This window comes from Halorubellus litoreus (assembly GCF_037081675.1).
Classification (GTDB): domain Archaea; phylum Halobacteriota; class Halobacteria; order Halobacteriales; family Natrialbaceae; genus Halorubellus; species Halorubellus litoreus.
In genome coordinates, this window is the sequence record NZ_JAZAQL010000005.1 from 112,166 (window position 1) to 134,714 (window position 22,549).

20 protein-coding genes are annotated in these 22,549 nt (G+C 67.1%); 7 read left to right on the forward strand and 13 right to left on the reverse strand.

Features of this window, described 5'->3' with window-relative positions; genetic code table 11:
- Positions 1-130 precede the first annotated feature (130 nt).
- Positions 131-1,300 carry a thiolase domain-containing protein gene (locus tag VYJ16_RS19845; RefSeq protein WP_336352057.1) on the forward strand — a complete coding sequence of 390 codons (1,170 nt, stop codon included), beginning with the start codon at positions 131-133 and terminating at the stop codon, positions 1,298-1,300.
- Entirely contained in the window at positions 1,297-1,689 is a 393-nt protein-coding gene (locus VYJ16_RS19850; RefSeq protein WP_336352058.1) for a Zn-ribbon domain-containing OB-fold protein, read from the forward strand. The genes VYJ16_RS19845 and VYJ16_RS19850 overlap by 4 nt, the downstream gene beginning before the upstream one ends.
- A gap of 33 nt (positions 1,690-1,722) precedes the next feature.
- Here VYJ16_RS19850 and VYJ16_RS19855 read toward each other — a convergent pair whose 3' ends face one another.
- From VYJ16_RS19855 to VYJ16_RS19865, 3 genes are all read right to left on the reverse strand, one after another.
- Positions 1,723-2,715: an alpha/beta fold hydrolase gene (locus tag VYJ16_RS19855; protein WP_336352059.1), complete on the reverse strand. Its 993-nt coding sequence runs from the start codon at positions 2,713-2,715 to the stop codon at positions 1,723-1,725.
- Positions 2,716-2,842: 127 nt separating this feature from the next.
- Entirely contained in the window at positions 2,843-3,901 is a 1,059-nt protein-coding gene (gene meaB / locus VYJ16_RS19860; RefSeq protein ID WP_336352060.1) for a methylmalonyl Co-A mutase-associated GTPase MeaB, read from the reverse strand.
- Positions 3,898-4,314 (reverse strand): cobalamin B12-binding domain-containing protein, encoded by a 417-nt coding sequence (locus tag VYJ16_RS19865; RefSeq protein WP_336352061.1) that lies wholly within the window; start codon positions 4,312-4,314, stop codon positions 3,898-3,900. Before VYJ16_RS19865 ends, meaB begins: the two co-directional genes overlap by 4 nt.
- A gap of 223 nt (positions 4,315-4,537) precedes the next feature.
- Here VYJ16_RS19865 and VYJ16_RS19870 point away from each other — a divergent pair, with 223 nt between their 5' ends.
- The 4 genes from VYJ16_RS19870 (at position 4,538) to VYJ16_RS19885 (ending at position 7,538) form a co-directional block, all read left to right on the forward strand.
- Complete coding sequence (locus VYJ16_RS19870; RefSeq protein WP_336352062.1) at positions 4,538-5,161, forward strand: DUF420 domain-containing protein; 624 nt, start codon at positions 4,538-4,540, stop codon at positions 5,159-5,161.
- A gap of 115 nt (positions 5,162-5,276) precedes the next feature.
- A complete protein-coding gene (gene nucS, locus VYJ16_RS19875) occupies positions 5,277-6,044 on the forward strand; it encodes an endonuclease NucS (protein ID WP_336352063.1) in 768 nt (255 codons plus the stop codon).
- Positions 6,045-6,147: 103 nt separating this feature from the next.
- Positions 6,148-6,744, forward strand: a complete 597-nt coding sequence (locus VYJ16_RS19880) for a TlpA family protein disulfide reductase (protein WP_336352064.1) — start codon at positions 6,148-6,150, stop codon at positions 6,742-6,744.
- Positions 6,745-6,746: 2 nt separating this feature from the next.
- Positions 6,747-7,538 (forward strand): urease accessory protein UreH domain-containing protein, encoded by a 792-nt coding sequence (locus tag VYJ16_RS19885; RefSeq protein WP_336352065.1) that lies wholly within the window; start codon positions 6,747-6,749, stop codon positions 7,536-7,538.
- 23 nt (positions 7,539-7,561) lie between these two features.
- Here VYJ16_RS19885 and VYJ16_RS19890 read toward each other — a convergent pair whose 3' ends face one another.
- Positions 7,562-8,338 (reverse strand): ABC transporter permease, encoded by a 777-nt coding sequence (locus tag VYJ16_RS19890; RefSeq protein ID WP_336352066.1) that lies wholly within the window; start codon positions 8,336-8,338, stop codon positions 7,562-7,564.
- The gene (locus tag VYJ16_RS19895; RefSeq protein WP_336352067.1) at positions 8,335-9,399 is read right to left on the reverse strand and encodes an ABC transporter ATP-binding protein; all 1,065 of its coding nucleotides are present in this window, start codon (positions 9,397-9,399) and stop codon (positions 8,335-8,337) included. Before VYJ16_RS19895 ends, VYJ16_RS19890 begins: the two co-directional genes overlap by 4 nt.
- A 127-nt stretch (positions 9,400-9,526) precedes the next feature.
- Here VYJ16_RS19895 and VYJ16_RS19900 point away from each other — a divergent pair, with 127 nt between their 5' ends.
- On the forward strand, positions 9,527-10,879 hold the full coding sequence (locus VYJ16_RS19900) for an NAD(P)/FAD-dependent oxidoreductase (RefSeq protein ID WP_336352068.1): 1,353 nt from the start codon (positions 9,527-9,529) through the stop codon (positions 10,877-10,879).
- Positions 10,880-10,922: 43 nt separating this feature from the next.
- Here the strand turns inward: VYJ16_RS19900 and VYJ16_RS19905 are convergent, their stop codons facing one another.
- The 8 genes from VYJ16_RS19905 to VYJ16_RS22215 form a co-directional block, all read right to left on the reverse strand.
- Positions 10,923-12,677, reverse strand: a complete 1,755-nt coding sequence (locus VYJ16_RS19905) for a bacterio-opsin activator domain-containing protein (protein ID WP_336352069.1) — start codon at positions 12,675-12,677, stop codon at positions 10,923-10,925.
- 83 nt (positions 12,678-12,760) lie between these two features.
- Positions 12,761-13,513, reverse strand: coding sequence for a DUF7289 family protein (locus VYJ16_RS19910; protein ID WP_336352070.1), 753 nt, complete (start codon positions 13,511-13,513; stop codon positions 12,761-12,763).
- The gene (locus VYJ16_RS19915) at positions 13,510-14,061 is read right to left on the reverse strand and encodes a DUF7266 family protein (protein WP_336352071.1); all 552 of its coding nucleotides are present in this window, start codon (positions 14,059-14,061) and stop codon (positions 13,510-13,512) included. Before VYJ16_RS19915 ends, VYJ16_RS19910 begins: the two co-directional genes overlap by 4 nt.
- Entirely contained in the window at positions 14,058-15,092 is a 1,035-nt protein-coding gene (locus VYJ16_RS19920) for a DUF7261 family protein (RefSeq protein WP_336352072.1), read from the reverse strand. Before VYJ16_RS19920 ends, VYJ16_RS19915 begins: the two co-directional genes overlap by 4 nt.
- Positions 15,086-15,730, reverse strand: a complete 645-nt coding sequence (locus tag VYJ16_RS19925; protein ID WP_336352073.1) for a DUF7288 family protein — start codon at positions 15,728-15,730, stop codon at positions 15,086-15,088. The genes VYJ16_RS19920 and VYJ16_RS19925 overlap by 7 nt, the downstream gene beginning before the upstream one ends.
- 2 nt (positions 15,731-15,732) lie before the next feature.
- Entirely contained in the window at positions 15,733-16,260 is a 528-nt protein-coding gene (locus tag VYJ16_RS19930) for a DUF7287 family protein (protein WP_336352074.1), read from the reverse strand.
- Positions 16,260-18,311 carry a type II secretion system F family protein gene (locus VYJ16_RS19935; protein ID WP_336352075.1) on the reverse strand — a complete coding sequence of 684 codons (2,052 nt, stop codon included), beginning with the start codon at positions 18,309-18,311 and terminating at the stop codon, positions 16,260-16,262. Before VYJ16_RS19935 ends, VYJ16_RS19930 begins: the two co-directional genes overlap by 1 nt.
- Positions 18,308-22,018 carry an ATPase, T2SS/T4P/T4SS family gene (locus VYJ16_RS22215; RefSeq protein ID WP_379762856.1) on the reverse strand — a complete coding sequence of 1,237 codons (3,711 nt, stop codon included), beginning with the start codon at positions 22,016-22,018 and terminating at the stop codon, positions 18,308-18,310. The genes VYJ16_RS19935 and VYJ16_RS22215 overlap by 4 nt, the downstream gene beginning before the upstream one ends.
- Positions 22,019-22,549: the final 531 nt, after the last annotated feature.

Sequence of the window (22,549 nt, forward strand, 5' to 3'; positions counted from 1 at the left end):
ATAAACACGTCACGGAACGCCACAGGCGCCGGTTCCGACGGCACCGAGGTCGCTCGCGGCACGTGGCGGTCGTGCGGTCGTCGCGCCGTTAACCACGACATATTAAGTGGTCGATGGCGAAGTTCAGGCCATGTCAGGTGTACGAGTGGCTGGCGTCGGGTTGACGGCGTTCGGCGCGTCCCCGGAACGCACGGGCCGGGACCTCTTCGCGGAGGCTGGCTGTGACGCGCTCGCGGACGCTGGCGTCGACCGGGACGACGTGGAGGCGCTCCTCTACGGGAACTTCATGGGAGAGCTCGCAGAACACCAAGGCCATCAGGGGCCGCTGATGGCGGAGGCCGTGGGTATCGACGCGCCGGCGACGCGCTTCGAGGCGGCGTGTGCGTCCTCCGGGGTCGCGGTCCGCGAGGGCGTCAAGCGCGTCCGGAACGGCGAATCGGACGTCCTCGTGGTCGGTGGCACCGAGCGGATGACGAACCTGGGGACGGCGGGTGCGACGGAGGCGCTCGCGATCGCCGCGGACGACCTCTGGGAGGTCCGCGCGGGGATGACGTTCCCGGGGGCGTACGCGTTGATGGCGCAGGCGTACTTCGCGGAGTACGGCGGGACGCGCGAGGACCTCGCCGCCATCGCGGTGAAGAACCACGAGCACGCGCTGAACAACGAGAAAGCGCAGTACCAGCGCGCGATCGACGTGGAGACCGTCATCGACGCGCCGATGGTCTCCGAGCCGCTCGGGCTGTACGACTCCTGCCCGATCAGTGACGGGGCGGCTGCGGTCGTCCTGGTGAGCGACGAGTTCGCGGCCGAGCACGACCTGGACGCGTCGGTCGCCATCACGGGCACCGGCCAGGGTGGCGACCTGATGGCGCTCCACGACCGCGAGTACCTCGCGCGGTCGCCGGCGGCGGACGAGGCCGCCGAGGAGGCGTACGCGGACGCCGGCGTGACGCCCGCGGACGTCGACGTCGCGGAGGTCCACGACTGCTTCACGATCGCGGAGGTGCTCGCGCTCGAGTCGCTCGGGCTCTGCGAGGTCGGCGAAGGCGTCACTGCGGCCGCGGACGGTCGGACGACGAAGGACGGCGAGATGCCCGTGAACCTCTCGGGTGGCCTGAAAGCGAAGGGGCACCCGGTCGGGGCGACGGGCGCGAGTCAGATCTGCGAGCTCGCGATGCTCCTCCGCGGCGACCACCCGAACAGCGACGCGGTCGCGGACGCGGACACCGGGCTCGCGCACAACGCCGGTGGCACCGTCGCGTCTGCCGTGGTTCACGTGCTCGAGGTGATGGAGTCATGAGCGGCGACGAGGACGTGGCGGACGCCGGCTACGACGAGTGGATCGACGCCGTCCGCGCGGGCGAGGGCTACTATCTGTCGTGCGAGAACGACCACGGGTCGCTGCCGCCGCGGCGCGTCTGCCCGCACTGCGGGTCGCTCGACATCGAGGAGACGCCGCTGCCCGACAGCGGCGAACTGAAGACGTTCACGATAACGCACGTCGCGACGCCGAACTTCGCGGACGACACGCCGTACGCGGTCGGTATCGCGCGGTTCGGCGACGTCCGCGTCACCGGCCAGCTACGGGACGTCGACGTAGAGGACGTGGAGGTCGGGATGCAGGTCGCCATCGACGTCGCCGAGACCGAGACGACGGGCGACGACCTCGTCGTGTTCCGGTCGCAGTAAGGGAAGGCCGCTTCTCGCGTTCAGTTCTTGTAGTCAGTTCTCGCGTTCGACGGCGACGCGGTCGGCGTCGACCTCGCGGTCCAGGTCGAGGTCGTCGGCGAGCCCGTCGAGGAACGCGTCCGGGTGCTCGTCGTGCGGGAGGAGTGCGGCGTAGTCGACGACGACGAGCTTCGCGTTCGCGTCGTCCGCGAGCGTCCGGCCCTCTGCGAGCGGCGTGATGTCTGCTTCGCGCCCCCAGACGAGCGTCGTCGGGACGTCGAGCGCGGCGATGGCCGGGCCGAGGTCGAGGTCGCTGTCGAGGTACCCCGAGACGAACGACGCGGGCGCGAACCGCGCGCCGGATTGGTGCGTGGTCTGCCAGTCGTACCGTTTGCGTTCGGTCGAGTACGCGTCGGCGTCGTAGTACGAGTGGTCGTCGCTGAAGTACTCGAGCGACCGCTCGCTCGCGACGGCGTCGAAGAGGAGCGTCCCGAGGACCGGCGCACGGAACGCCTTCCTGACGAGGGGTTTCTCGCCGCCCGGCATCGTCGACGCCGTCGGCGACACGAGCACGAGCCGCGAGACGTCGACGTCGTCCTCGCCGGCGGCGGCGACCGCGTACGCGCTCGAGAGCGACGACGCGAGCACGGTCGCGTCCTCGCCGGCGACGTCCCGGAGGAACGCGGCGAGGTACGCCTCGTAGTGCTCGTTCGTGTACTCGATGGGTGGACGCTCCGAGCGCCCGAACCCGGGGAGGTCGGGGGCGAGGACGTGGTAGTCCTCGGCGAGCGCTTCGGCGATGGCGACGAACTCGTTGCTCGACGCGGCCGCGTTCACGCCGTGCACGAGGACGAGCGTCGGGTGCTCGGGATTCCCGAGGTCCGTGTAGTACGTGTCGATGCCGCGCCACCGGTACGTCTCGCCCGTTCCGGGAAGCGGTCGTGGGAGGTCACCGGCCTTCCGTCTGAGCGCGCGGTCGACGAGGACACCTGCACCGACTGCACCGACCGCGCCTACCGTGGCGTACGCCGCTTTCTTCAGTTTCATATCCTGACATACGACGTGGAGCCTCTTGAACGCCGTGCCGACTCGCCGCCAGAAGACACCGACGGAGCCACGAAACCTGCACTCCAATGGCACGCAGACGTCCCGCTTCCGACAGGAACCCGAGCCGTCAGTCCTCGCGTTCGAGACACGCCGCGACCGGGTCGAGGACCTCGTCCGCGATACTGTACGGGTCGGTGTCGCCGTCGAGCACGCGCTCCGCGAGCGCGTCCACGCCACCGTGCTCGGCGATCTCGTCCTCGACGAGCGCGCCCGCGTCCTCGCGGAGCAACGTCCGGATCTCCTCGGCGGTCCGCTGCCGTCGCTTCGCATCTATCTGCCCGGTGTCCTCCAGCCAGTCCGCGTGCGCCTGGAGGGTGTCGAGGAACTCGTCGACGCCCTCGCCGGTCGTCGCCACCGTCTCCAGCACCGGCGTCTCCCACGGCTCCGGCGCATCCTCGCTCCCGTCGCCCTTCTCGGGCATATCGACTTCCGTGTCGACGCCCATCCCGTGATGGCCGGCGGCGACGCTCACGTGCCCGTCGTCCATGTGCACCATCTCCTCTAGCTCCTGGACGGTGCGGTCCGCGCCGTCCATGTCGGCCTTGTTCACGGCGAACACGTCCGCTATCTCGAGGATACCAGCTTTGAGCATCTGGACGTTGTCGCCCGAACCCGGCGGAACGAGGACCACGACGGTGTCCGCGGCCTGCACGATGTCGATCTCGTTCTGGCCGGCACCGACGGTCTCGATGATGACCTTGTCCTTCCCGAACGCGTCCAATGCCTTCACGGCATCCGCGGTCGCCGTCGACAACCCGCCGAGGCTTCCCCTAGCCGACATCGACCGGAAGAACACGTCCATGTCGCCGACGTTCGACGCCATCCGGATGCGGTCACCGAGCACTGCGCCACCCGTGTACGGCGACGACGGGTCGATGGCGACGATACCGACGGTGAGGCCGCGGTCGCGGTACGCCTTCGCGACCTTGTCGACGAGCGTCGACTTCCCCGCGCCCGGACTCCCCGTGATACCGATGACGTCCGCATCGCCCGTGTGCTCGTAGAGCCCGGACACGAGGTCGCGGTAGCCCTCCTGGCGGTTCTCGATTCTCGTGATCGCTCTCGCGAGCGCACGATGCTTCCCCTCGAGGATGCCGTCGAGCAGTTCCTGCGTCGACAGCGTCATCGCTCGGGCGCGTTCTCGCGGACGAACTCGATGGTCTGCTCCATCGACGTCCCCGGACCGAACACCTCGGCGACCCCGAGTTCCTTGAGGTGCGCTTTGTCCTCGTCGGGGACGACGCCGCCGACGAGGATGAGCGTGTCCTCGAACGCGTCGTACTCTTTGAGGCCGTCGATGACCTTCGGCACGAGCGTGTTGTGCGCGCCCGAGAGGATGCTGATCCCGATGACGTCGACGTCCTCCTGGACCGCCGCCTGTACGATCTCGTCGGGCGCCTTGTGGAGCCCCGAGTAGATGACCTCGAATCCGGCGTCGCGGAACGCCCGCGCGATGACGTGCGCGCCGCGGTCGTGCCCGTCGAGGCCGACCTTCGCGACGAGGCAGCGAATGGACCGCTCCTCCTGGCTCTGACTCATGAACGACTGTTCCCTTCCGGCAGGTTTTACTTTAACGGAAGCACGACACCCTGTACGGGTAGGGGTTCTCGGTGGGACCGGCCCACCAGCGGTTCCAGCGCCGACAGCGACCGCCAGGGACGACGCCGCCGACAGCGACGCGACCAGCGCTGGCCGCGCGTCGTCGGCGTCGAGTGGCCCGGAATGCAAAAGCAATTACTCGCGCTCTCCCTAGCGCCGCTCGATGACGGAAACGACGACACCGCCGCTCCGGGACCTGAAGGGGTCGGTGCGGTCGCTGACTATCGTGCTCACGGTCGTCGGGTACGCGCTCGTGCTCGGAACGCTCTACCTCGGGCTCCCCATCTACCCCGACATCGGGCTGGACACGGTGAACGCGTTGAGCGACGCTATCGCGGTGATAAACACGCTCGCGACGACGTGTCTCGTCCTCGGCTGGATCGAGATCCGGCGTGGGAACGTCGATCGGCACCGCGCACTCATGGGTGGGGCGTTCGCACTCATCCTCGTGTTCCTCGTGCTCTACCTCCTGAAGACCGGCGGTGGCGGCACGAAGGAGATCGCGCTCGAACCCGGTGCGCTCTACTACTCGTACCTCGCGATGCTCGCAATCCACATCCTGCTCTCCATCGTCTCCGTCCCCGTCGTGCTGTACGCCATCCTGCTGGGCGTCACGCACACGCCACGGGAACTCCGCCAGGAGACCCCGCACCGGAAGGTGGGCCGCATCGCCGCGGGCGCGTGGATCCTCTCGCTCTCGCTCGGCGTCGTCACGTACCTCATGCTGAACCACATCTACGGCTTCGAGTTCGTGAAGGCGGTCGTCGCGGTTCCGCTCCCCGTCTGAGGCGGTGACGACTCGCGGTGACTGCTCGCGATGACGGCTCGCGGTGACGGCTCGCAACGACGACCCGTTCCGGCAACGGATAGGTTTTTACTGGTGCCTCGGGTATCGAGTCGTCGTGACTGTCGAACGCTTCGCGTCCCCGGACGCGGCCACCGTCGCTCGCGTCGTCGGCGACGGGCTCCGCGAGGGCGCGGTCGTCTCCATCGAGGCCGAGTGCGAGGTCGAGTACGACGGACGCTCGGGCGGCTACCTCGGGCCGGGCGACCGTCTCGTCGTCTGCAAGCCCGACGGGACGCTCCTCGTGCATCGGCCCTCGGGCCACAAGCCCGTGAACTGGATGCCCGGTGGCGCCACCATCAAGCTCGAACCGGGCGAGAGCGACGAGGACGCGCCGTTGCTGTACGCGCGCCGGTCGAACCCGAACGAGTTCCTGCGCGTGTACCTCCAGGACGTCTACTCGGTGTCGCGGTTCGACGCCGAGGACGCCGTCGAGTACCAGGAGCGCGGCACCGAGGCGGAGATGCACGAGTACATCGAGTCGAACCCCGAGACTGCGCTCGAGGCCGGTATCCGCATCGTCGAGCACGAGCGCGAGACCCAGTACGGCTACCTCGACTTCTTCGCACAGGATGCGGACGGGACGCCGGTCGTCGTCGAGGTGAAGCGCCGGCAGGCGACGCTGAACCACTTCGACCAGCTGAAGCGCTACATGGAGCTCTACCGCGAGTCCAACCCGGAGGTCCGGGGGATGCTCGTCGCGCCGTCGACGAGCGACCGCGTGAAGCGCGCGCTCCGCGACAACGACATGGAGTTCGTGCGACTCGCCGAGTTCGACGTCGAGACCCGCGAAGCCTCCGAGACGACGCTCACCGACTTCTCCTGACGCCGGCATCGTCACCGAGTTCTGCCGCTGGCGCCGGACGCTCTGGCGTCGCTCGCGCACGACCGGGGGAACGAATTAACCCGCGGCGCCCTCCTGTACTGACATGAACGGTCCCACGCGGCGAGCGGTCCTCTCCTCGGTCGGCGCCGGCGCACTCGCCGGCCTCGCGGGGTGTCTGAGCACGGGTAGCGGGAACGGCGACCCGACCGATGGCGACGGCGCCGGCGATGGCGGCAGCGGCGACGGTAGCAGCGGCGACGGTGGCTCGAGCACGGACTGGCGGGACATCACGCTGACGACGGTCCGCGGCGACGAGTCGTTCACCATCGCCGACCTCGCAGCCGACGGGCCGGTGCTCGTGGAAACGTTCGCGGTCTGGTGCTCGAACTGTCTCCGCCAGCAGAAGACGATGATCGACTTCCACGACGCGAACCCGGACGTGACGACCGTCGCGGTCGACATCGACCCGAACGAGGACGCGAAGAAGGTCCGCGACCACGCCGAGAAGCACGGGTTCGACTGGCGGTACGCGGTCGCCCCCGGCGAATGGACGAAGTCGGTGACGAGCGAGTTCGGGTCGTCGATGGCGAACGCGCCGTCGGTCCCGATGCTCCGCATGTGCGGGCCCGACGACGTCGAACGCTTGAAGGACGGCCAGAAGTCCGTCGAGTTCCTCGAGTCCGCGCTCGAGGACTGCTAGCCGTGCTCGCCGTCGCCCTCCAGCTCGGGTTCGAGCTTCCGGCGGGCGTCGCGCCGTTCGTCGAAGCGTTCGTCGTCGGCGTCCTCACGCCGCTGACGGCGGCGTGCGCGCTCCCGCTCTACCCGGGTTTCCTCTCGTATCTCGCGCGCAGCGACCGCGGTGGCTCTGGAACGAGCGGCGATGCGAGCAGCGTCGCCGCGAACCCAACCGCGAGCGACGGCGGCGCGTCGCGGTCGTCGCTCGGCCTCGGCCTCGCGGTCGTCGCGGGCGTCGTCGCGTTCATGGGCGCGGTCGGCCTCGTGTTCGCGTACTTCCTCCAGGAGTCGTTGACGACCGTCGTCGAGATCGTCTCCCCCGCCGCGTTCGCGGTGCTGCTCGTCCTCGGCGTCGCGCTCGCGCTCGACCACGACGCCGTCGACCGCCTCCCCGGCCTCGACCCCCCGGAGACCGGGAACGCCTACGGGTCCGCGTTCGTCTACGGGCTGTTCTTCGGCGGTATCGTCCTCCCCTGTAACCCCGGGTTCATCGCGCTGTTCTTCGCCCGGACGCCCATCCTCTTCGACTCCCCCATCGCGGGATTCGCGGGCTTCCTCGTGTTCGGCCTCGGGATGGGTGCGCCACTGCTCGCGTTCGCCGCCGTCTCAGAAGCCCGCGGTCGCGCCGTCACGCGCGCACTCGCCCGGAACGCCGGCCTCGTCAACCGCATCACGGGCGTCGTGATGGTCGCCGTCGCCGCCTACTACCTCGTCGTCGTCTTCGACGTCGCGGGAATCGGTAGCCTGCTCGGGCTCTGAGCCGGCTGCCGTAGCACGCGGTCTCAGTCGGTCTGGGGGATGGCGTACGCGCCGGCGACGAGGAAGGCGACGGCGGCGACCGCGAGCACGCCGAGTGCGGCGAGCGGGCCGAGGTCGAGGACGACCGTGCCCGCGTCGGTCGACGCGGGCGCGATGACCTGCCGGAGGCCCTGCGCGAAGTACGTGAGCGGGCTGAGTGCGACGAGCGGGTGGAACCACTCGGGCAGCAGCGTCGGTTGGACGAACGTCTGCGAGAGGAAGAGAAGCGGGAGGCCGATGGCGTTGCTCGCGGTGACGGCGCCGTCCTGGCTGTCCGCGAACGCGCCCAGGAGCGCGCCGACCCCGCAGAAGCACGCCACGCCCACGGGAACGTAGACGAGCAGGAGCGGGGAGAGGACGATGCTCGCACCCGTGAGCGCGGTGGTGAGCGCGAGCACGAGGACGGTGGCGACGCCGATGATGCCGACGTTCACGAGCGTCTGCGCGAGCAGCCACTCGCCCCGGGTCAGGGGCGTGGTCGCGAGCTTCTCGAATCGGTTGTGCTCGCGGTGGCGCGCGACCTCGCTCCCGACCCTGGAGAGCGGCGTGAACAGGACGACGACCGCGACGTACCCCGGGACGTAGTACGACGCCGGTTCCGTGAACAGTCCCGCGCCCGCGCCGTCGGTCTGGACGAGCACGCCGAAGATACCGACGAGTATCGCGGGGAAGAAGAACGTGAAGAACACCGCGACGCGCCGTCGGAGGAACGACCGCGACGCCGCCATCGACGCCGACCGGACGCGGCCGACGCGACTCACGACGACTCACCTCCCTGCACGCCCTCCGCAGGTCCACCGTCCGTGCGAACGCCGGCGACCGCGCCGTCGCGTCCCCGGCCGCCAGCCAGTCCAGACGCGTCCTGGACGCCCGCCTCGTACGTCTCGCCGGCGAGCGCGAGATAGACGTCCTCGAGCGTCGGTTCGCGCCACGACAACCCCGAGTACGGGACGTCGGCGTCGTCGAGCGCGTCCGCGACCGCCGCGACGTCGCGCGCGGCGACGCCGCGAACGCGGACCTCGGTCCCGTGCGTCGACACGTCCATCCCGGCGTCCGCGAGCGCACGCTCCGCGGCCTCCACGGGCGGCTCCCTCCGGGAGTCGCCCTCGCCGGCGTCGCGCGAATCCTCGACGGCGTCCACGTCGACGACGACGCTCGGCGCGCCAGCGTGCTCCGCGACGAGGTCCTCGGGCGCACCCACCGCAACGAGTTCGCCGTCCGCGAGCAGGCCGACGCGGTCCGCGAGCCGCTGGGCCTCCCGCATGTCGTGGGTCGTCAACACGACAGTCGTCCCGCCCGCGACCTGCTCCTCGATGCGGCTCCAGACCGTCCGTCGGCCCGCCGGGTCGATACCCGTCGTCGGCTCGTCGAGGAAGAGTACGTCCGGGTCGTTCACGAGCGTACTCCCGAGACACACCCGGCGTTGCTCGCCACCGCTCATGTCGCCGTAGTTCGCGCCCGCCGCTTCGGTCACGCCCACGGCCGCGAGAACGTCGTCGACGTCCCGCGCGTCGTCGTAGAGGCCCGCGTAGTACGCGACGACCTCCCGCCCAGTCAGCCGCTCGGGCGGCGCGAACGACTGCGGGAGCACGCCGAGGCGCTCCCTGTCGGCCGCCTTCGGGTTCTCGCCGAGGAGTTCGACGCTGCCAGCGTCCGGCGTCGCCGTTCCCGTGAGCGTCCGAACGAGCGTCGTCTTCCCCGCCCCGTTCGGGCCGACGAGCGCGAACACCTCGCCCGCGGCCACCGACAGCGACACCCCACCGACGGCCTGGACGTCACCGTAGGCCTTCCGGACGTCAGTCGCGACGAGCGCATCAGTCATCGCGAGACGCTTCGGCGTCGACGCGCTAATGCGTCCCGGTCTCGGTCGGCCACGACCCTCCCGCGGGCGCTCTCGCGGTCGTGCCGGCACCCCCCAGCATATGCCGATTCGGCTCCAAGGGACCGACATGCGAGTCCTCGTTCTCGGCGCCGGGTACGCCGGCGTCGCGCTGACACGGAAGCTCGAACGCACCCTCGACGACGACGTCGACGTCGTCGTCGTCGACGACACCGGCACGCACGTCGTCCAGCACGAAGTCCACCGCGTCATCCGGAAACCCCGGGTCGCCGACCACATCACGCTCGACCTCCACGACCTCTTCGACCGCGCCGAGGTCCGCGAAGGCACCGTCGTCGACGTGGACACCGACGCGAACGAGGTGACGCTCGCCGACGACACCGTCCTCACGTACGACGTCGGCGCGGTCTGCCTCGGGAGCGAGACCGCGTACTACGACCTCCCCGGCGTCCGCGAGCACGCCATCCCCTGCAAGCGCGTCTCGCACGCCGAAACCATCCGCGAGTCCGTCCTCGACGCGATCGAGTCCGGTGGTCGCGCCATCGTCGGCGGCGCCGGCCTCTCCGGCGTGCAGGTCGCCGGCGAACTCGCCGCCCTCCGCGACGCCCACACCGACCCATCGCCGACGGACGACAGCGACCCGTCGCTGACCGACGACACCGACCCGGTCCAGGTCAGCATCGACGACGCGAACGACCCGACCGAAGACCTCGAAACGGACGCCCCCGCGGCCGACGACCCCGCAGCCGACGACGCCACCGCCGACGACACCGCGGCCGACGACTTGGGGCCGGAGGCCGCTTCGGCCGACGACTTCGAGGTGACCGTCCTCGAGATGCGACCCTCGGTCGCACCCGGATTCCCCGAGAACTTCCAGACCGCCGTGCACGACGCACTCGAAGACGCCGGCGTCGACGTCCGCACGAACGCCGCCGTCGCCGAAGCCACCGCCGACGCCGTCGTCCTCGAGGACGGCACGCGAATCGAGTACGACACGTTCGTCTGGACCGGCGGCATCGCCGGCCCGGAAGCGACCGACGGCGACCGCGTCGACGCCCGAGCCGACCTCCGCGTCGGCGGCGACACGTTCGTCGTCGGGGACGCCGGGCGCGTCGTCGACGCCGACGGCGAAGCCGTCCCCGCGAGCGCCCAATCAGCCATCCGCGAAGCACGCGTCGCCGCCGCCAACGTCGCGGCGCTCGTCGAGCACCGCCGGACGAGCGAGCCAGGCGATTTCGAACCGCGCATGAAGCGCTTCGAGTTCGACTCCCCCGGCTGGCTCGTCTCCATCGGGAACGGCGCCGTCGCTCAGGTCGGCCCTACCGTCATCACCGGACGCGCCGCCGTCGCCCTCAAAGCCAGCGTCGGCGCCGGCTACCTCTCCGGGATCGGCGAACTCCAGAACGCCACCGACCTCGTCAACGACGAACTCGACCTCGACCCCGGCCACGACGACGCCTGACGTCGCAAGCGGAAGTCAGAACCGAGCGTACTGCTGTCGCTGCTCACCGCGGTTCGTCCTCGTCGTCGACCTCCGACATGAACGACTGCAGGAGCTTGCGCTCGCCCGCACGCAGATGCTCGTGGAGCGTCGGCGACGAGATGTCCATCGCCTCCGCGACCTCCTCCGCCGTCGACTCCCGCGGCCACTCGTAGTACCCCGCCGAGAACGCCGTCTCCATCGCCGTCTGCTGGCGCTCCGTCAATCGGTCCTCGAGGTCCTTCCGGAACGACTCGCCGGACTGCACCGAGCGCTCGACGCGGCGCTTCGAGAGCACCGACGTCTCCTCGTACGCCGACTCGACCGCGCGCGCCAGCGCCTTCAGGTCCGCGTCCGGCGCGACCTCCGCGACCAGCCGGCCCTCGCCCTCCTCCACGCGGAACGTCTTCACGGTCGCCCCCGACGACGAGAGCGTGTGCACCGCCGACGACGCGACCGTGATCTCGAACAGCGACGGGTCGCCATCCGTCACCAACCGAACGTCCTCGACGAGGTCGTGCGTCGTCGCCGCCTCCAGGAACGACTCCCCGGACACCCCCGCAGCTTCCAGATAGCACGTCAACGACGAGTCGCTCGTCGACGCCACACCCTTCAGGTTCGCCGTCGCACCCGTCGACGCCGACAGGTCGACGAACGGATCCGACCGGTCCGTATGCCGGAACTCCAGCTCCACGATGGTGTCCGCGAGCAAGAGCTTGCGTTGCTCGACCGAGTTGATACCGTTCCCGATGCGCTCCCCGAGCTCGCCGAACACCTCGAGCTCCTGCTCGCCGAACGCGTCCGCGCGCTCCGCGTACACCAGGACCGCGCCGTACGTCTTCTCGCGGTACGATAGCGGCGCGATCACCGCAGACGTCTCCTCGACCGGATCGTCGCCGAACACCGCCTCCCGATGTGCCTCCGACACCGAATCGATCGCTCGAACCTCACCCGTCGACACCGCGTCCTTCACGCGCGTCGCCACCTCGCTCACGTCACCCGTCTCGGACTCGACGCGGTCGACGTCCGCACCAGCCGCAACCCGCGGGTCGAACCGCTCCGTGCGCTCGTTGTATCCCGTGATCCACGCGACCGAGTACGCGCCCGAGTCGGCGAGCGACGCACACACCTCCGACTCGATCTCCTCGCGACTCTCCGCGTCCACGAGCACGCGGTCGACCTGCCGGATGACCGTATTGATGTGCGTCAACCGATCCAGCTCGCGCTCCCGGCGCTCGATCACCGGCTCGTACTCCTCGTACTGCTCGGTGATCTCTTCGCGGAGCGCCGCTAGCTCGTCGGCGTCCCGGAGTTCCTCGCTTTCGCGCGCCGCGAGCGCCTCCTCGGTGGAACTCATCGCGAAGTACTCGCGGACGTCCTCGTCGAACGACGACCGCGCGAGCATCTCGTCGACCGCCTCCAGGATGTCGTCCTGGGACACCGGCTTCACGAGGTAGTCGTCGAACGGCATGTCGACGATGTCCGTGTCCGGCGCGACCGCCGTCATCATCGCCACCGGCACGTCGAACCCGCGGTCCCGGAACGCCTCCAGGACCTCGTCGCCCGACAGCGTCGGCATCCGTCGGTCCAGCAGGACGGCGTCCACGTCCTCGCTCATCGCCTCTAAGGCCTCCTCGCCGCTGTTCGCGACGCGAGGCACGTACTGTCCGGCGTCCAGCCAGTACTCGCAGGTCTCCGCCAGGTCCACGTCGTCGTCAACCACGAGGACTACCGGGGCGTCCTCGTTCGACGGCACGTCCTCGGTCGCGTCAGTACTCATTGCGCACGTATTCAGACGGCCCTCTCAAAACAGACTCCCCTAACTACGTAGGCCGACCCTACGTGAGTTGGGTTTCGAACAGGTCACGGCGACCCGTACGTCATCTCGATGACCACCAAGCGAACGACGACGCGGTCGGTCGAACACGAGGTTTCCACGGAGTTCGACCCGATGCTGTCGATATTCCACCCCTGCTCGTCGAGCGTCCGCTCCCACGCCGGAGCGTACTCCGTGTCGGCGACATCGACCTGAACCCCGATGCTCGAACCGGTCTCGGCGTGCAGGAGCTCGGTCGACTGCTCCTCCATAGTCACTTCGACGTTGTCCGTCGACCCGATAGCGCCCTGCGACGACGTCACCGCGACGAGCGACACCACCGCGCTCTCGCTCGTACACGTCATCGTGGGCTGCAGCACCGTCACTGACGCCGTCCCGTCACGCCGGAACACGCCGCCGGACTCGTACGCGACCGCCGTATCGTCCACGTAGAACTCGAACGACCCGACTGGGTTCGGGTCTGGCGTTACCTCTGTCCCGTCGACGAGCACCTCGATGTCCGTCGATTCGTCGACCTGCAACTGACCGCCACCGAGGTTCAGCGACCCACCGCGACGCTTCGCCTCGCCCTTCACGATGTCGCTCATACTCAACGCGACCGCCTCCAGCGCACGCTCCGCGTTCGCCTTCTGTTCACCGTCACGCACCTCGCGGATCGACGAGAACCCCGTCCCGTACACGAGCGCAACCGAGGTGATGATGATGGAGAACACGATGATGAACGCCAGCACGTCACTCACCGCGCGCTCGTCGCCCGTCAGCCCGAGCGAACGCATCATAGTCGCACCTCCATAGGGGACAACGACGGCGACGGTGCGTCGTTCTGAAGCGTCAAATCACCAGAACTATCGATAACGATGTAGAACGACCCGCCGTTCACCGTCTGCGGTGACCCCTGAAGATCTATTTGTGGGTCGATTGGAACGACGACTTCGCTCTCAACACCACCGGGAGTCGATAGAACCAAACACTGTACGTCTGAGGGAGTCGGCGCCAGGTCTCCAGGTGCGTCACAGTTCGCGTCTCCCTCACGTAACTCTACGTTGTAGTTGTCCCCCGCGACGTACTCCGGGTGGGAGACGCGAACGGCCATCGTCCCGCCCCCAGCGTCCTCGGCGCTGTAGTACGCCGACGAGATCTCCGACGCCATCCGGTTCCCGATGGTCCGCAGCTCCGTCTTGGTCGCACGCTCCTTCTCGTCGCGAAGCAGCCCGCTCCCGCCGACGAGCAATCCCGTGATGAGGATAGTCGTGATACCGATGGTCAGCACGTGCGTCACCGCGATAGACACCGCCCGGTCGTCCGCAAAGAAGTTACTCCGAATCATCGTGAGCGATTGTACACCTCCACGTAGTACTCCTCCGTGAACGTCGCCTGTCCCGAATCGTAGCGGACCTCTATCTCGAATTCCCAGGCGTCCCACGTCACGAACGGCTCGCCGGCGCCCAAGCTGGCGTCCTGGAACTGGAGCGTCGGGTTCAGTTCCGGCTCGTCGTTCATCGTGAGCGAGTACGACCCCTGGACACTATCCCCTCGGATGAACGTTACGTTTCGAGCAGTCCCATTATCGATGGCCTCCCACGGACCTAGCTGTCCGTCGCAAGCGTCATACCCCTGGACGTTACCGTCGGAGAAGTTGAACGTCACCGTCGACGCGCTATCGGAGCCCGGGAGCACGCACTCCGTCCCCGAGAAGTCCCGATACGGCTGCGGGGAATCGTTCACGGTCCGTATCGCGACCTCGCTCGTCGACGACTTCTCGTAAATCCACACCACGTGGTTCTCGTTCGACGACGGCGGCGACCACATGACTCGGAACGCATCCTGTCCACCGGCCGTCAAACTCGATCGTTCGACAGTCATATCGAAGTCACGGACGATAGCGTCGCCGCCAGGCGGTTGCATGAGCGTCCAATTCGGGGCGCCGCCCGGCGCGGTGAAATCCGACCCCCCTTTATCTTGGATGCGAGCACCGTACGTCACGTCAGCGCTCGACGAACTCACCCGGACCGACGCAACCGCTGGACTAGCCGCTCCGGCGACCTTCGTCAACCCGTCGCTGTACGTGGAAACGTTCGCGGTAATCCCGTCATACGCCTCCGTCTGGTCCACCGGATTGCCGAACGCTCCCTTCGCGTTTACGCGCTCCGCAAGTCGCTTCACGCTCACCTCGACCTCGTCATTCAGGAGTTGCGCGTCCCGCGGCGCGCTCGCCGCGCCCGTCGACGCGACGTTCTCCGTGTACAGGACCGTGTTGAACACGACCGCGAGCCCGAGCACGATGAACGCGATCGCGACCGCGCCAACGAGGATGAGTTGCGCGCGGTCGCTTCGCTCGTCGAACGCGACTCCTACCATACGATCACCTTCACCGTCACCACGTTGTACACCGGACTGTCATCGTACGCGTCCGGAATCGGATAATACCCGTTGTCGCCGTCGCTCTTGTCCGTGTCGTACCACGAGAGCGCGCGCTCGTCACCGCCCGGACCAGTGAGGCGCTGGTCGTCGTAGAGCGTGATGGTGTACGTCGCCACCACGCCACTCTGCGTCGAGAATCCGTTCCGAACCATCGTCATCGTCCCACCGTCCGGGTTCCCGGAATCGTCCTGGTACGTCACGAGCACGTTGTACCCGTTCTTGTCCTCGAACGCCTCCTCCAACATCAGCAACAGTCCTCGCGGTGCCTTCCCAGGTGGCAGGTCGCTACTGTACCCGAGCGACCGGCCGTCCGACGCCGCGAACCGACGGTCGGTGTTCGACTCCGTTCCATTCCAGTACCGGATCATCTTCGAGAGGTTCCCCGAATCCGCGCTCAGGACCAGCATGTCCTGCGCTTCCAAGCGTACCTGGTCGCGCGCGTCGCGGTCGACCGTCCCACCCGTCGTCGGCGTGATGACGACCGACTGGAGCGCGAACAACACCGCGGTCAAGATGAGTATCGACCCGATGAACCCCTCGAGCGTGTACGCCTGTCCCCTGTTGTCATCGAACATGCTTACCACACCCTCACGACGAGCAGACACCCGGTCTTACAGTCATCGACGCCCGGCAGACGAATGACTCTCGTCGTGGACGCCGCTGCCTGATTCGACGGGTAATCGTCGCCGCCTGTCAGTCGATACGTCCCACCGTCGTAGTTCGTCTCGACGACGTCACCGGAACGCGTCTGTATCGTGACGTTGACCTGCGCGGTTGTACGCAATCCGAACTCGTTCCGAATATCGGTCCCGGACACCGTGACGCCCGAGTCCGACGAACCGATTACTTCGCCGACCATCTCGTCGAGGTCCAGCGTCCGCGCGCTTCCATCCTCGGCGTACGTGTCGACGACGGTCGCTGCAACGCGGTCGGACTTCGCGGGAATCGCGTCCGTCACCGGCGACCCGAACGGCGTCACGGTCGACGGCACGAACGCGAACGTGAACGTCACCGTCAACAGGAACACGCTGATACCGACCGCGAAGTCCTGCGTCGTCTGCCCGCGGTCGCGTCCCCGGAGGCCGGTGAGGTCTCGCGCCGACATTATACGCCCACCGCTGCCCAGACCACGAGCGCGATCGTCAGCAGTACCAGCACGAACTTCAGGCCACTCGTGATGTCCGCGTCACGGATGTAGCCCGCGATGACGCCCGAGAGGATGGCCTGCATCGTGACCGCGTGGAAGAACAGCATCGACAGCAGCGAGACGTTGATGCTGCTCCCCAGTCCCGACGCGGCACCGCCAGCGGACGCACCACCGCCGCCGCTCGAGGAGTTCGCGGTGACGCCCTGGAGCGTATCCAGGAACTGCGTCTTCAGTATCGCCATCACCGCCAGGAGCGTCAGGTACGTCATGATGATGATGACGACCTGCATGCGCGTGCGGGACTTCCGTTCGCGCTCGATGTCGTCCTGGTTCTCGGACGCTTGCGCCGCCGTCGACAGCACGTCCGTGATCTGACTGGACGCCTCCTGGGCCTTCGAGATGAGCTTCACCGTCCGCGCCATCCGCGGCATGTGGTACTTGTTGTTGAACTCGACGAGCGCGTCCTTCAGGCTCATCCCGTAGTTCACCTTCGCGTGCATCGTGTCGAACTCGGTCGCCATCTTCCCGCTCGTCGTCTCCGACACCGTCTTCAGCGACTCCAGGAGCGTGAGGCCGGTGTCATTCGCGGAGGAGAGCTTCCGGAGGTTGTCGGAGATGTTCGAGACGATGGCCTTCCGGGAGCGGACGTTCCACTCGCGGAACACCGCGAACGGCAGGAAGATCAGGTACGCCGGCATGTAGACGTACATGAACGTCCCCCAGACGGGCGCGTTCTGCATGCCCTCCCAGCTCGTCGGCACCGACCCGGTGAGCGCCGCGAGGATGACGACGACGAGCGCGAGCGGGACCGTTATCGCTGCCGTGTACGCCGGGTTCTCGCGGAAGAACAGGTGCGGCGCCTTCAGCACGCGGATCGTCTCGTGCGTGCCTTCCTTGTTCTTGATGCGCTTGAACATCGACCCGCGGTCAGCGTACTGCTCGACGAGCCCGAGATTCAGGAGGCCGGCGTCCTGCTGTTGCAGCAACCGTTCGTCCGCGTCACTCGGCAACAGGTACCCGTCGCCCGGTTCGTCCTCCTTCACCGTCGACACCAGCACGAGGAACCCCAGGCCAGTCAGCGGGATGAGGCCGTAGACGGTGCCGTACAGCATCGTCACCTGTGCTTCGCCGAGCATCTGCATGATGACGAGGATGATGATGAGTAGGAGCGGGAACAGCGACAGCGTCATGTACATCTCGCCGAACAACTCCAGGGTCTCCAGCGTGAGTTCCTGCTGTTGCTTCGCCGTCCGCATGTGCTTCTCCTTCTTGTCGTAGAGGAACCCCTCCATGTCACCGCCGGAGTTCACGATGGAGAGCATGTCCGTCAGGAATTGCGCGAGTTCGTCGCTCGGCGTCTCCATCGCCTGATTCCGGATCGCGGTCCGATAGTCCGTGTCGAAGTACTCCGTCTCCTGAACGATGCTCTGGAACTCCTTGGCGACCTCGCCGTACGTGTCCTCCGCGGCCGCCATCGCCTCCAGGATCTCGAGCTGGTTCAGGCCGCCGACGGAGAGCGCGTACATGAACGACACCGCGTCCGTCAGGAGCATGTTGATCTCGCGCTTCCGGCTGGACGCCCGCGAGTACGGGACCGCGACGAGCGCACCGAACCCCATCGCGAACCCGATCGTCCCGAGGAACAACCCCGTTGCGAGGATGAGCGCCGGAATCTTGATGAGGTTGATGAAGTCGACGACCGCCGGGTTCGTGATACCGATTCCCGTCAGACTCTCCGTGTTCGTGATGAGGAACGTGAACACGAGGTACCCGATGAGCATCCCCATCAGCCAGAGGATGCCGCCCGCGAGCACGCCGATACCGAGCGCTCGCGAGAGGTACATCTCGACGGTGTCCGTCATCCGCGACTGCGCGAGCTTCGTCTCCACGTCCGCGACGAAGTTCGAGTCGTCCGCGAACAACCGCGTGTACAGCGGGTAGAACATGTCACCGAGGCTGTCCGAGCCCGCGTCGAACCCGCCGTCCTGGTCGGTCGTCTGCAGGCTCATTCCTCGTCACCGCCGCTCGAGAACACGGACCCGTCGTCCTCGTCGTCCTCATCCTCGTCCCCGTCGAACACGCCACCGCCGTCGCCACCACCGAACACCGAGTCGTCGTCCGGCGGCCCGCCGTCGGCCCCGTCGTCGTCACCGAAGACGCTGTCGTCGTCGTCCGACGCGTCCGCATCCTCGTCGAAGATCGCACCGTCGCTCTCCCCGAAGATTGAGTCGTCGTCCTCGTCGAAGAACGGCTCGTCGTCGTCGCCGAAGAACGCCTCCTCGTCGACGTCGTCGACGTCGTCGTCCGCGTTCGACGCACCGTCACCGGTCGACTGCTCGTCGTCACCGAATATCGCCCCGTCGTCGCCGCTACCGGCCGCTGCCGTGTCCTCGTCGTCGACAGTGTCGGCGGACGAAGACTCCGTCGACGCCGGCGACTCGCCCGCTTTCGCGGGCTCGCGCGACGGTTCGTCGTCGGTCGACGACTCGTCGTCTTCGTCCGTCAACGCCGGGAACTCCGCGTCGATGTCGCCGGCGTCGTCCTCCAGTGCCGCGTCGTCCTCACCGAACACGGCCCCCTGGTCGTCGGCCGCATCAGCGTCGAACGCCGCCCCGTCCTCCTCGAGGACCGCGTCCTCGTCCGGACCAGCGTCGAACGCAGCCTCGTCGTCCAACGCCGACGCATCAGCCTGCCCGACGCTCCCGTCGCTCGCATCCCCGACCGCCGAATCGTCGCTCTCGTCCTCCTGCGCCCCACTCCCGGCCTCCAGCTCAGGCGCGTCAGCCGGCGCCGACTCCTGCGCGGAACTCGCGTCCTGCGCGTCGGTCGACCCGCCAGAATCCCCGCCGAACGGATTCGCGTCGTCGTCTCCCTCGCCGAACGAGAACCCGCCACCGTCGTCGCTCAACCACGACGGCCCATCGGTCTCGTCACTGTCACCGAACGAGAAGTCGTCGTCCTCGTCGTCCCCACCGAGCGTGAAGCCGTCGCCGCCACCGACGTCGTCCAGCGAACTCCCGAAGTCGAAGTCGTCACCGCCGGACTCCACCGCCTCCGACGCGTCCACGTCCTCCTCGGTACTCACGCCACTGAGCGCGCTCGCGAGCCCACTCGGGATCTTCCCACGGTACTCCTCGAACATCGATTCCTCCGCCCGCTCGAGGATGTCCTGCGCGAGGTTGTACGTCTCGTCGTCCGGGTCCGGCCGCGGAACGAGTTCCTCGTCCTCCGGGTCGACGTCGATGAGGACGGACTCCATCTCTCGGAGGTCCGTCAGACTCTCCTCCAGTTGCCCGTTCGCGATGAGCGTCAGGATGGTCTCCGGGTCGTTGATGAACGCCTGCACGATCGCCGCGACCTGCGCGTACTCGTTCAACCCGGTCTTGATGATGTACGCCAGGATGACCCGGCGCTTGAACAGCTCCTCGTCGAGCTTCTCCTGGCCCCACCCGCGGTCGAACTTGATCTCCTCGACGGTGTTCGAGTCCCCCATCTTCAGGAACTCGTCCGTCTCCGCCTGCCACTGGTAGACGTCCTGAACGTTGATCTCGTCGTTCTCCGCGTCGTAGTGATTGATCTCCGTGATGTTCCGGTTCCGACGGACCTTCCGGCCGTTCACGCGCGTCTGCGTCTGGATCGACACCAGGTCGAGCGCGGTGAACATCGTCTTCGAGACGTTGATCGGGTCGGTCGTGAACCGCTTCAGGACCTCGCCGACGGAGTCCGCGTGGAACGTCGTGTACGTCGTGTGCCCCGTCGACATGACCTGGAACAGGACCCGACCCTCCTCCCCACGGATCTCGCCCATCACGATGTAGTCCGGGCGTTGACGCAGTGCGGCACGCAGCAGGTCGAACTCGTCGACGTCACCCTGACTGTCCTCGCTGAACGACGGGCGCGTGACGCTCGCCACCCAGTTCCGCTGGGGCAGCTCGACCTCGCGCGTGTCCTCGATGGACACGATCTTCGTGTTCGAAGGGATGAACAGCGAGATCGCGTTCAGGCTCGTCGTCTTCCCGGACGCCGTCCCGCCCGCGAAGATGAGGCTCTTGTGGTTCTCGATACACAACCAGAGGAACGCCATCTCGTCGAGCGAGAACGTGTTCCAGTTGATGAGGTCCACGGGCGTGAACGGGACGTCCTTGAACTGACGGATGGTGTAGTTCGTCCCGTGGTCGCTCACCTCCTTCCCGAGGGTCAACTGTGCGCGTGACCCGTCCGGGAGCGTCGCGTCCACCTGCGGCCGCCGCTTCGAGATACCCTTCCCGGAGCGCTGGGCGAGCTTCACCACGAAGTCGTCGAGTTCGCGCTCGCCGTGATAGATGTTCGAGATGATCTGCTCGTACTCGCCGTGGTAGACGAAGATCGGCGAGTTGTGGCCGTCGCACGAGATGTCCTCCACGTTGATGTCGTGCTTGATCGGGTCGATGCGCTCGTACCCGATGAAGTCCCGTTTCAGGAAGTACAGGAGCTTCTCGACCTGGTACTCGTTGAGCGTCTCCGGGTCCTCCTCGAGCAGTACGGGCTCCGGCCGGGCTTTGATGCCGTCGAGCTCTCGCCCGAATCCTTCTGCATCCTCGTCAGCGCCCGTGTCGGGCGCCCCGTCCCCGTCGGTGTCCGCGGTCCCGAAGAACCGGCGGATGCTCTCCGTGATGGACTTCGTGCCCGAGGCTGCACCTGCCGAGTCCGAGGACGCCGGCGTTCCCTTGAAGAGGTCGTAGCGCTTCAGGAGTCGTTTCGTCTCGCGGTCGATGACGTCCCGTCGAGCGTCCTCGTCGCCTTCGACCGCGACGTCCTCGTCGCTGTACTTGATCGCGGTCCGGAGCTTGCCCGTCATGAACTCCTCGAGGTCGTCCTCGAGCTCGTTCATGTACGGCTGGATGACGTAGTACTTGCGCTCGTTCTCCTTCTCGGAGAGGAAGATGATGACGAACGCGTAGGGTTTGTTCACCCAGTAGCGTTCCTCTTCGCGGAAGTGCGTCTTCTTCTCCATCGGGACGGCCTTCTCCAGGTCGTACCGGTTGACGACGGTCGTGTTCCCGCCGGGGTCCGAGAAGAACTCGTCCTCTTCGACCTCCTCCTGGACGTTCACGGTGCGTTCTTCGACGACCTCCGCGAGCTCCTGTGCGAAGTCGTCGCCTTGACTGAGAACGCCTTCGACCTCGTCGTCCTCGAAGCTCAGGTGGTCGGTCTCGTCGAACTGGACTTTCTCGCCGTCCCCGTCGGTCGGACACGAGCCGTCGTCCTCGTAGTAGTACTGCCACTTGAAGTGCTCCCACGTCCACGTGTCCTTGACGACTGGCGTCGTCTCGGGGTCGACCTGACTCTTGAACTCGTTCCAGAGCCACTTCGCGCCCGGTGCGACGTCCTCGGTGATGTGCGCGGCGAGGTCGTCGGGGTGCACGCCGAGGTACGGTTCGGGGTCGAAGTCGACGCGGTCCCAGTCGCCGCCTTCGGGAACCGTCTGGACCGTCCCTTCCTGGGTGCCCAGGCCCATCCTGCTCGAATCCTCGCTTGTGCTGTCTTCGACGTTCCGGTAGAGTGCGGATACGTCGTCGCCGTACCCGTGCTCCTGCATGAACTCCCGCCAGGTGTACTCGCCAACCCGAACCGAGGAACCGTCGGTCGGGCCATCGGACGCCGCCTCGTCCGACGCCCCAGAATCGCCCCCATCGAGCCCGTCTTGCCCTGTCTGGTCGGCGTCGTTAATAGCCATTGCCTACCCCTTTACGCGTGCGAGCAAAAAACCTTCCACCGATTATCATCGATGATATCGCCATCTTCGTCCAGTCATCTAGTTGTCTATTCCGACGTGAAGGTCTACGCTTGCTTCCGGTTTCGATGGAAACGGCAGCGTTACGCATCGACTTTATTCCGCCGGAGATTCCCCGACATGAACTGCCATTTATATCGGCGGCATTGTCACTAAATTCCACACATGGGGCGTGCGGCCACTGGATTCTCGGTAAGACCCAGTTACGGAACCGCAACGTGCACGCAACCAACTCCTACTCCAGACCGCCTACACCACCACGGAGCCGACCACTCCGAAGGAGCCCCGCCCGCGACTCACGCTACAGGCACCCCGAGCGCGACAACCACGCGACTCCTGCACAGGAACGCCTGGGGAGCGAGCGAAGTGGCGGAACCGGACTTGACGGGAGTCCCGCGAGCATCGCGAGTGGGACTCAGGAACGCTCGCTGAACGAACGAAGTGAGTGAAGCGGGCGTGACGGGATTCGAACCA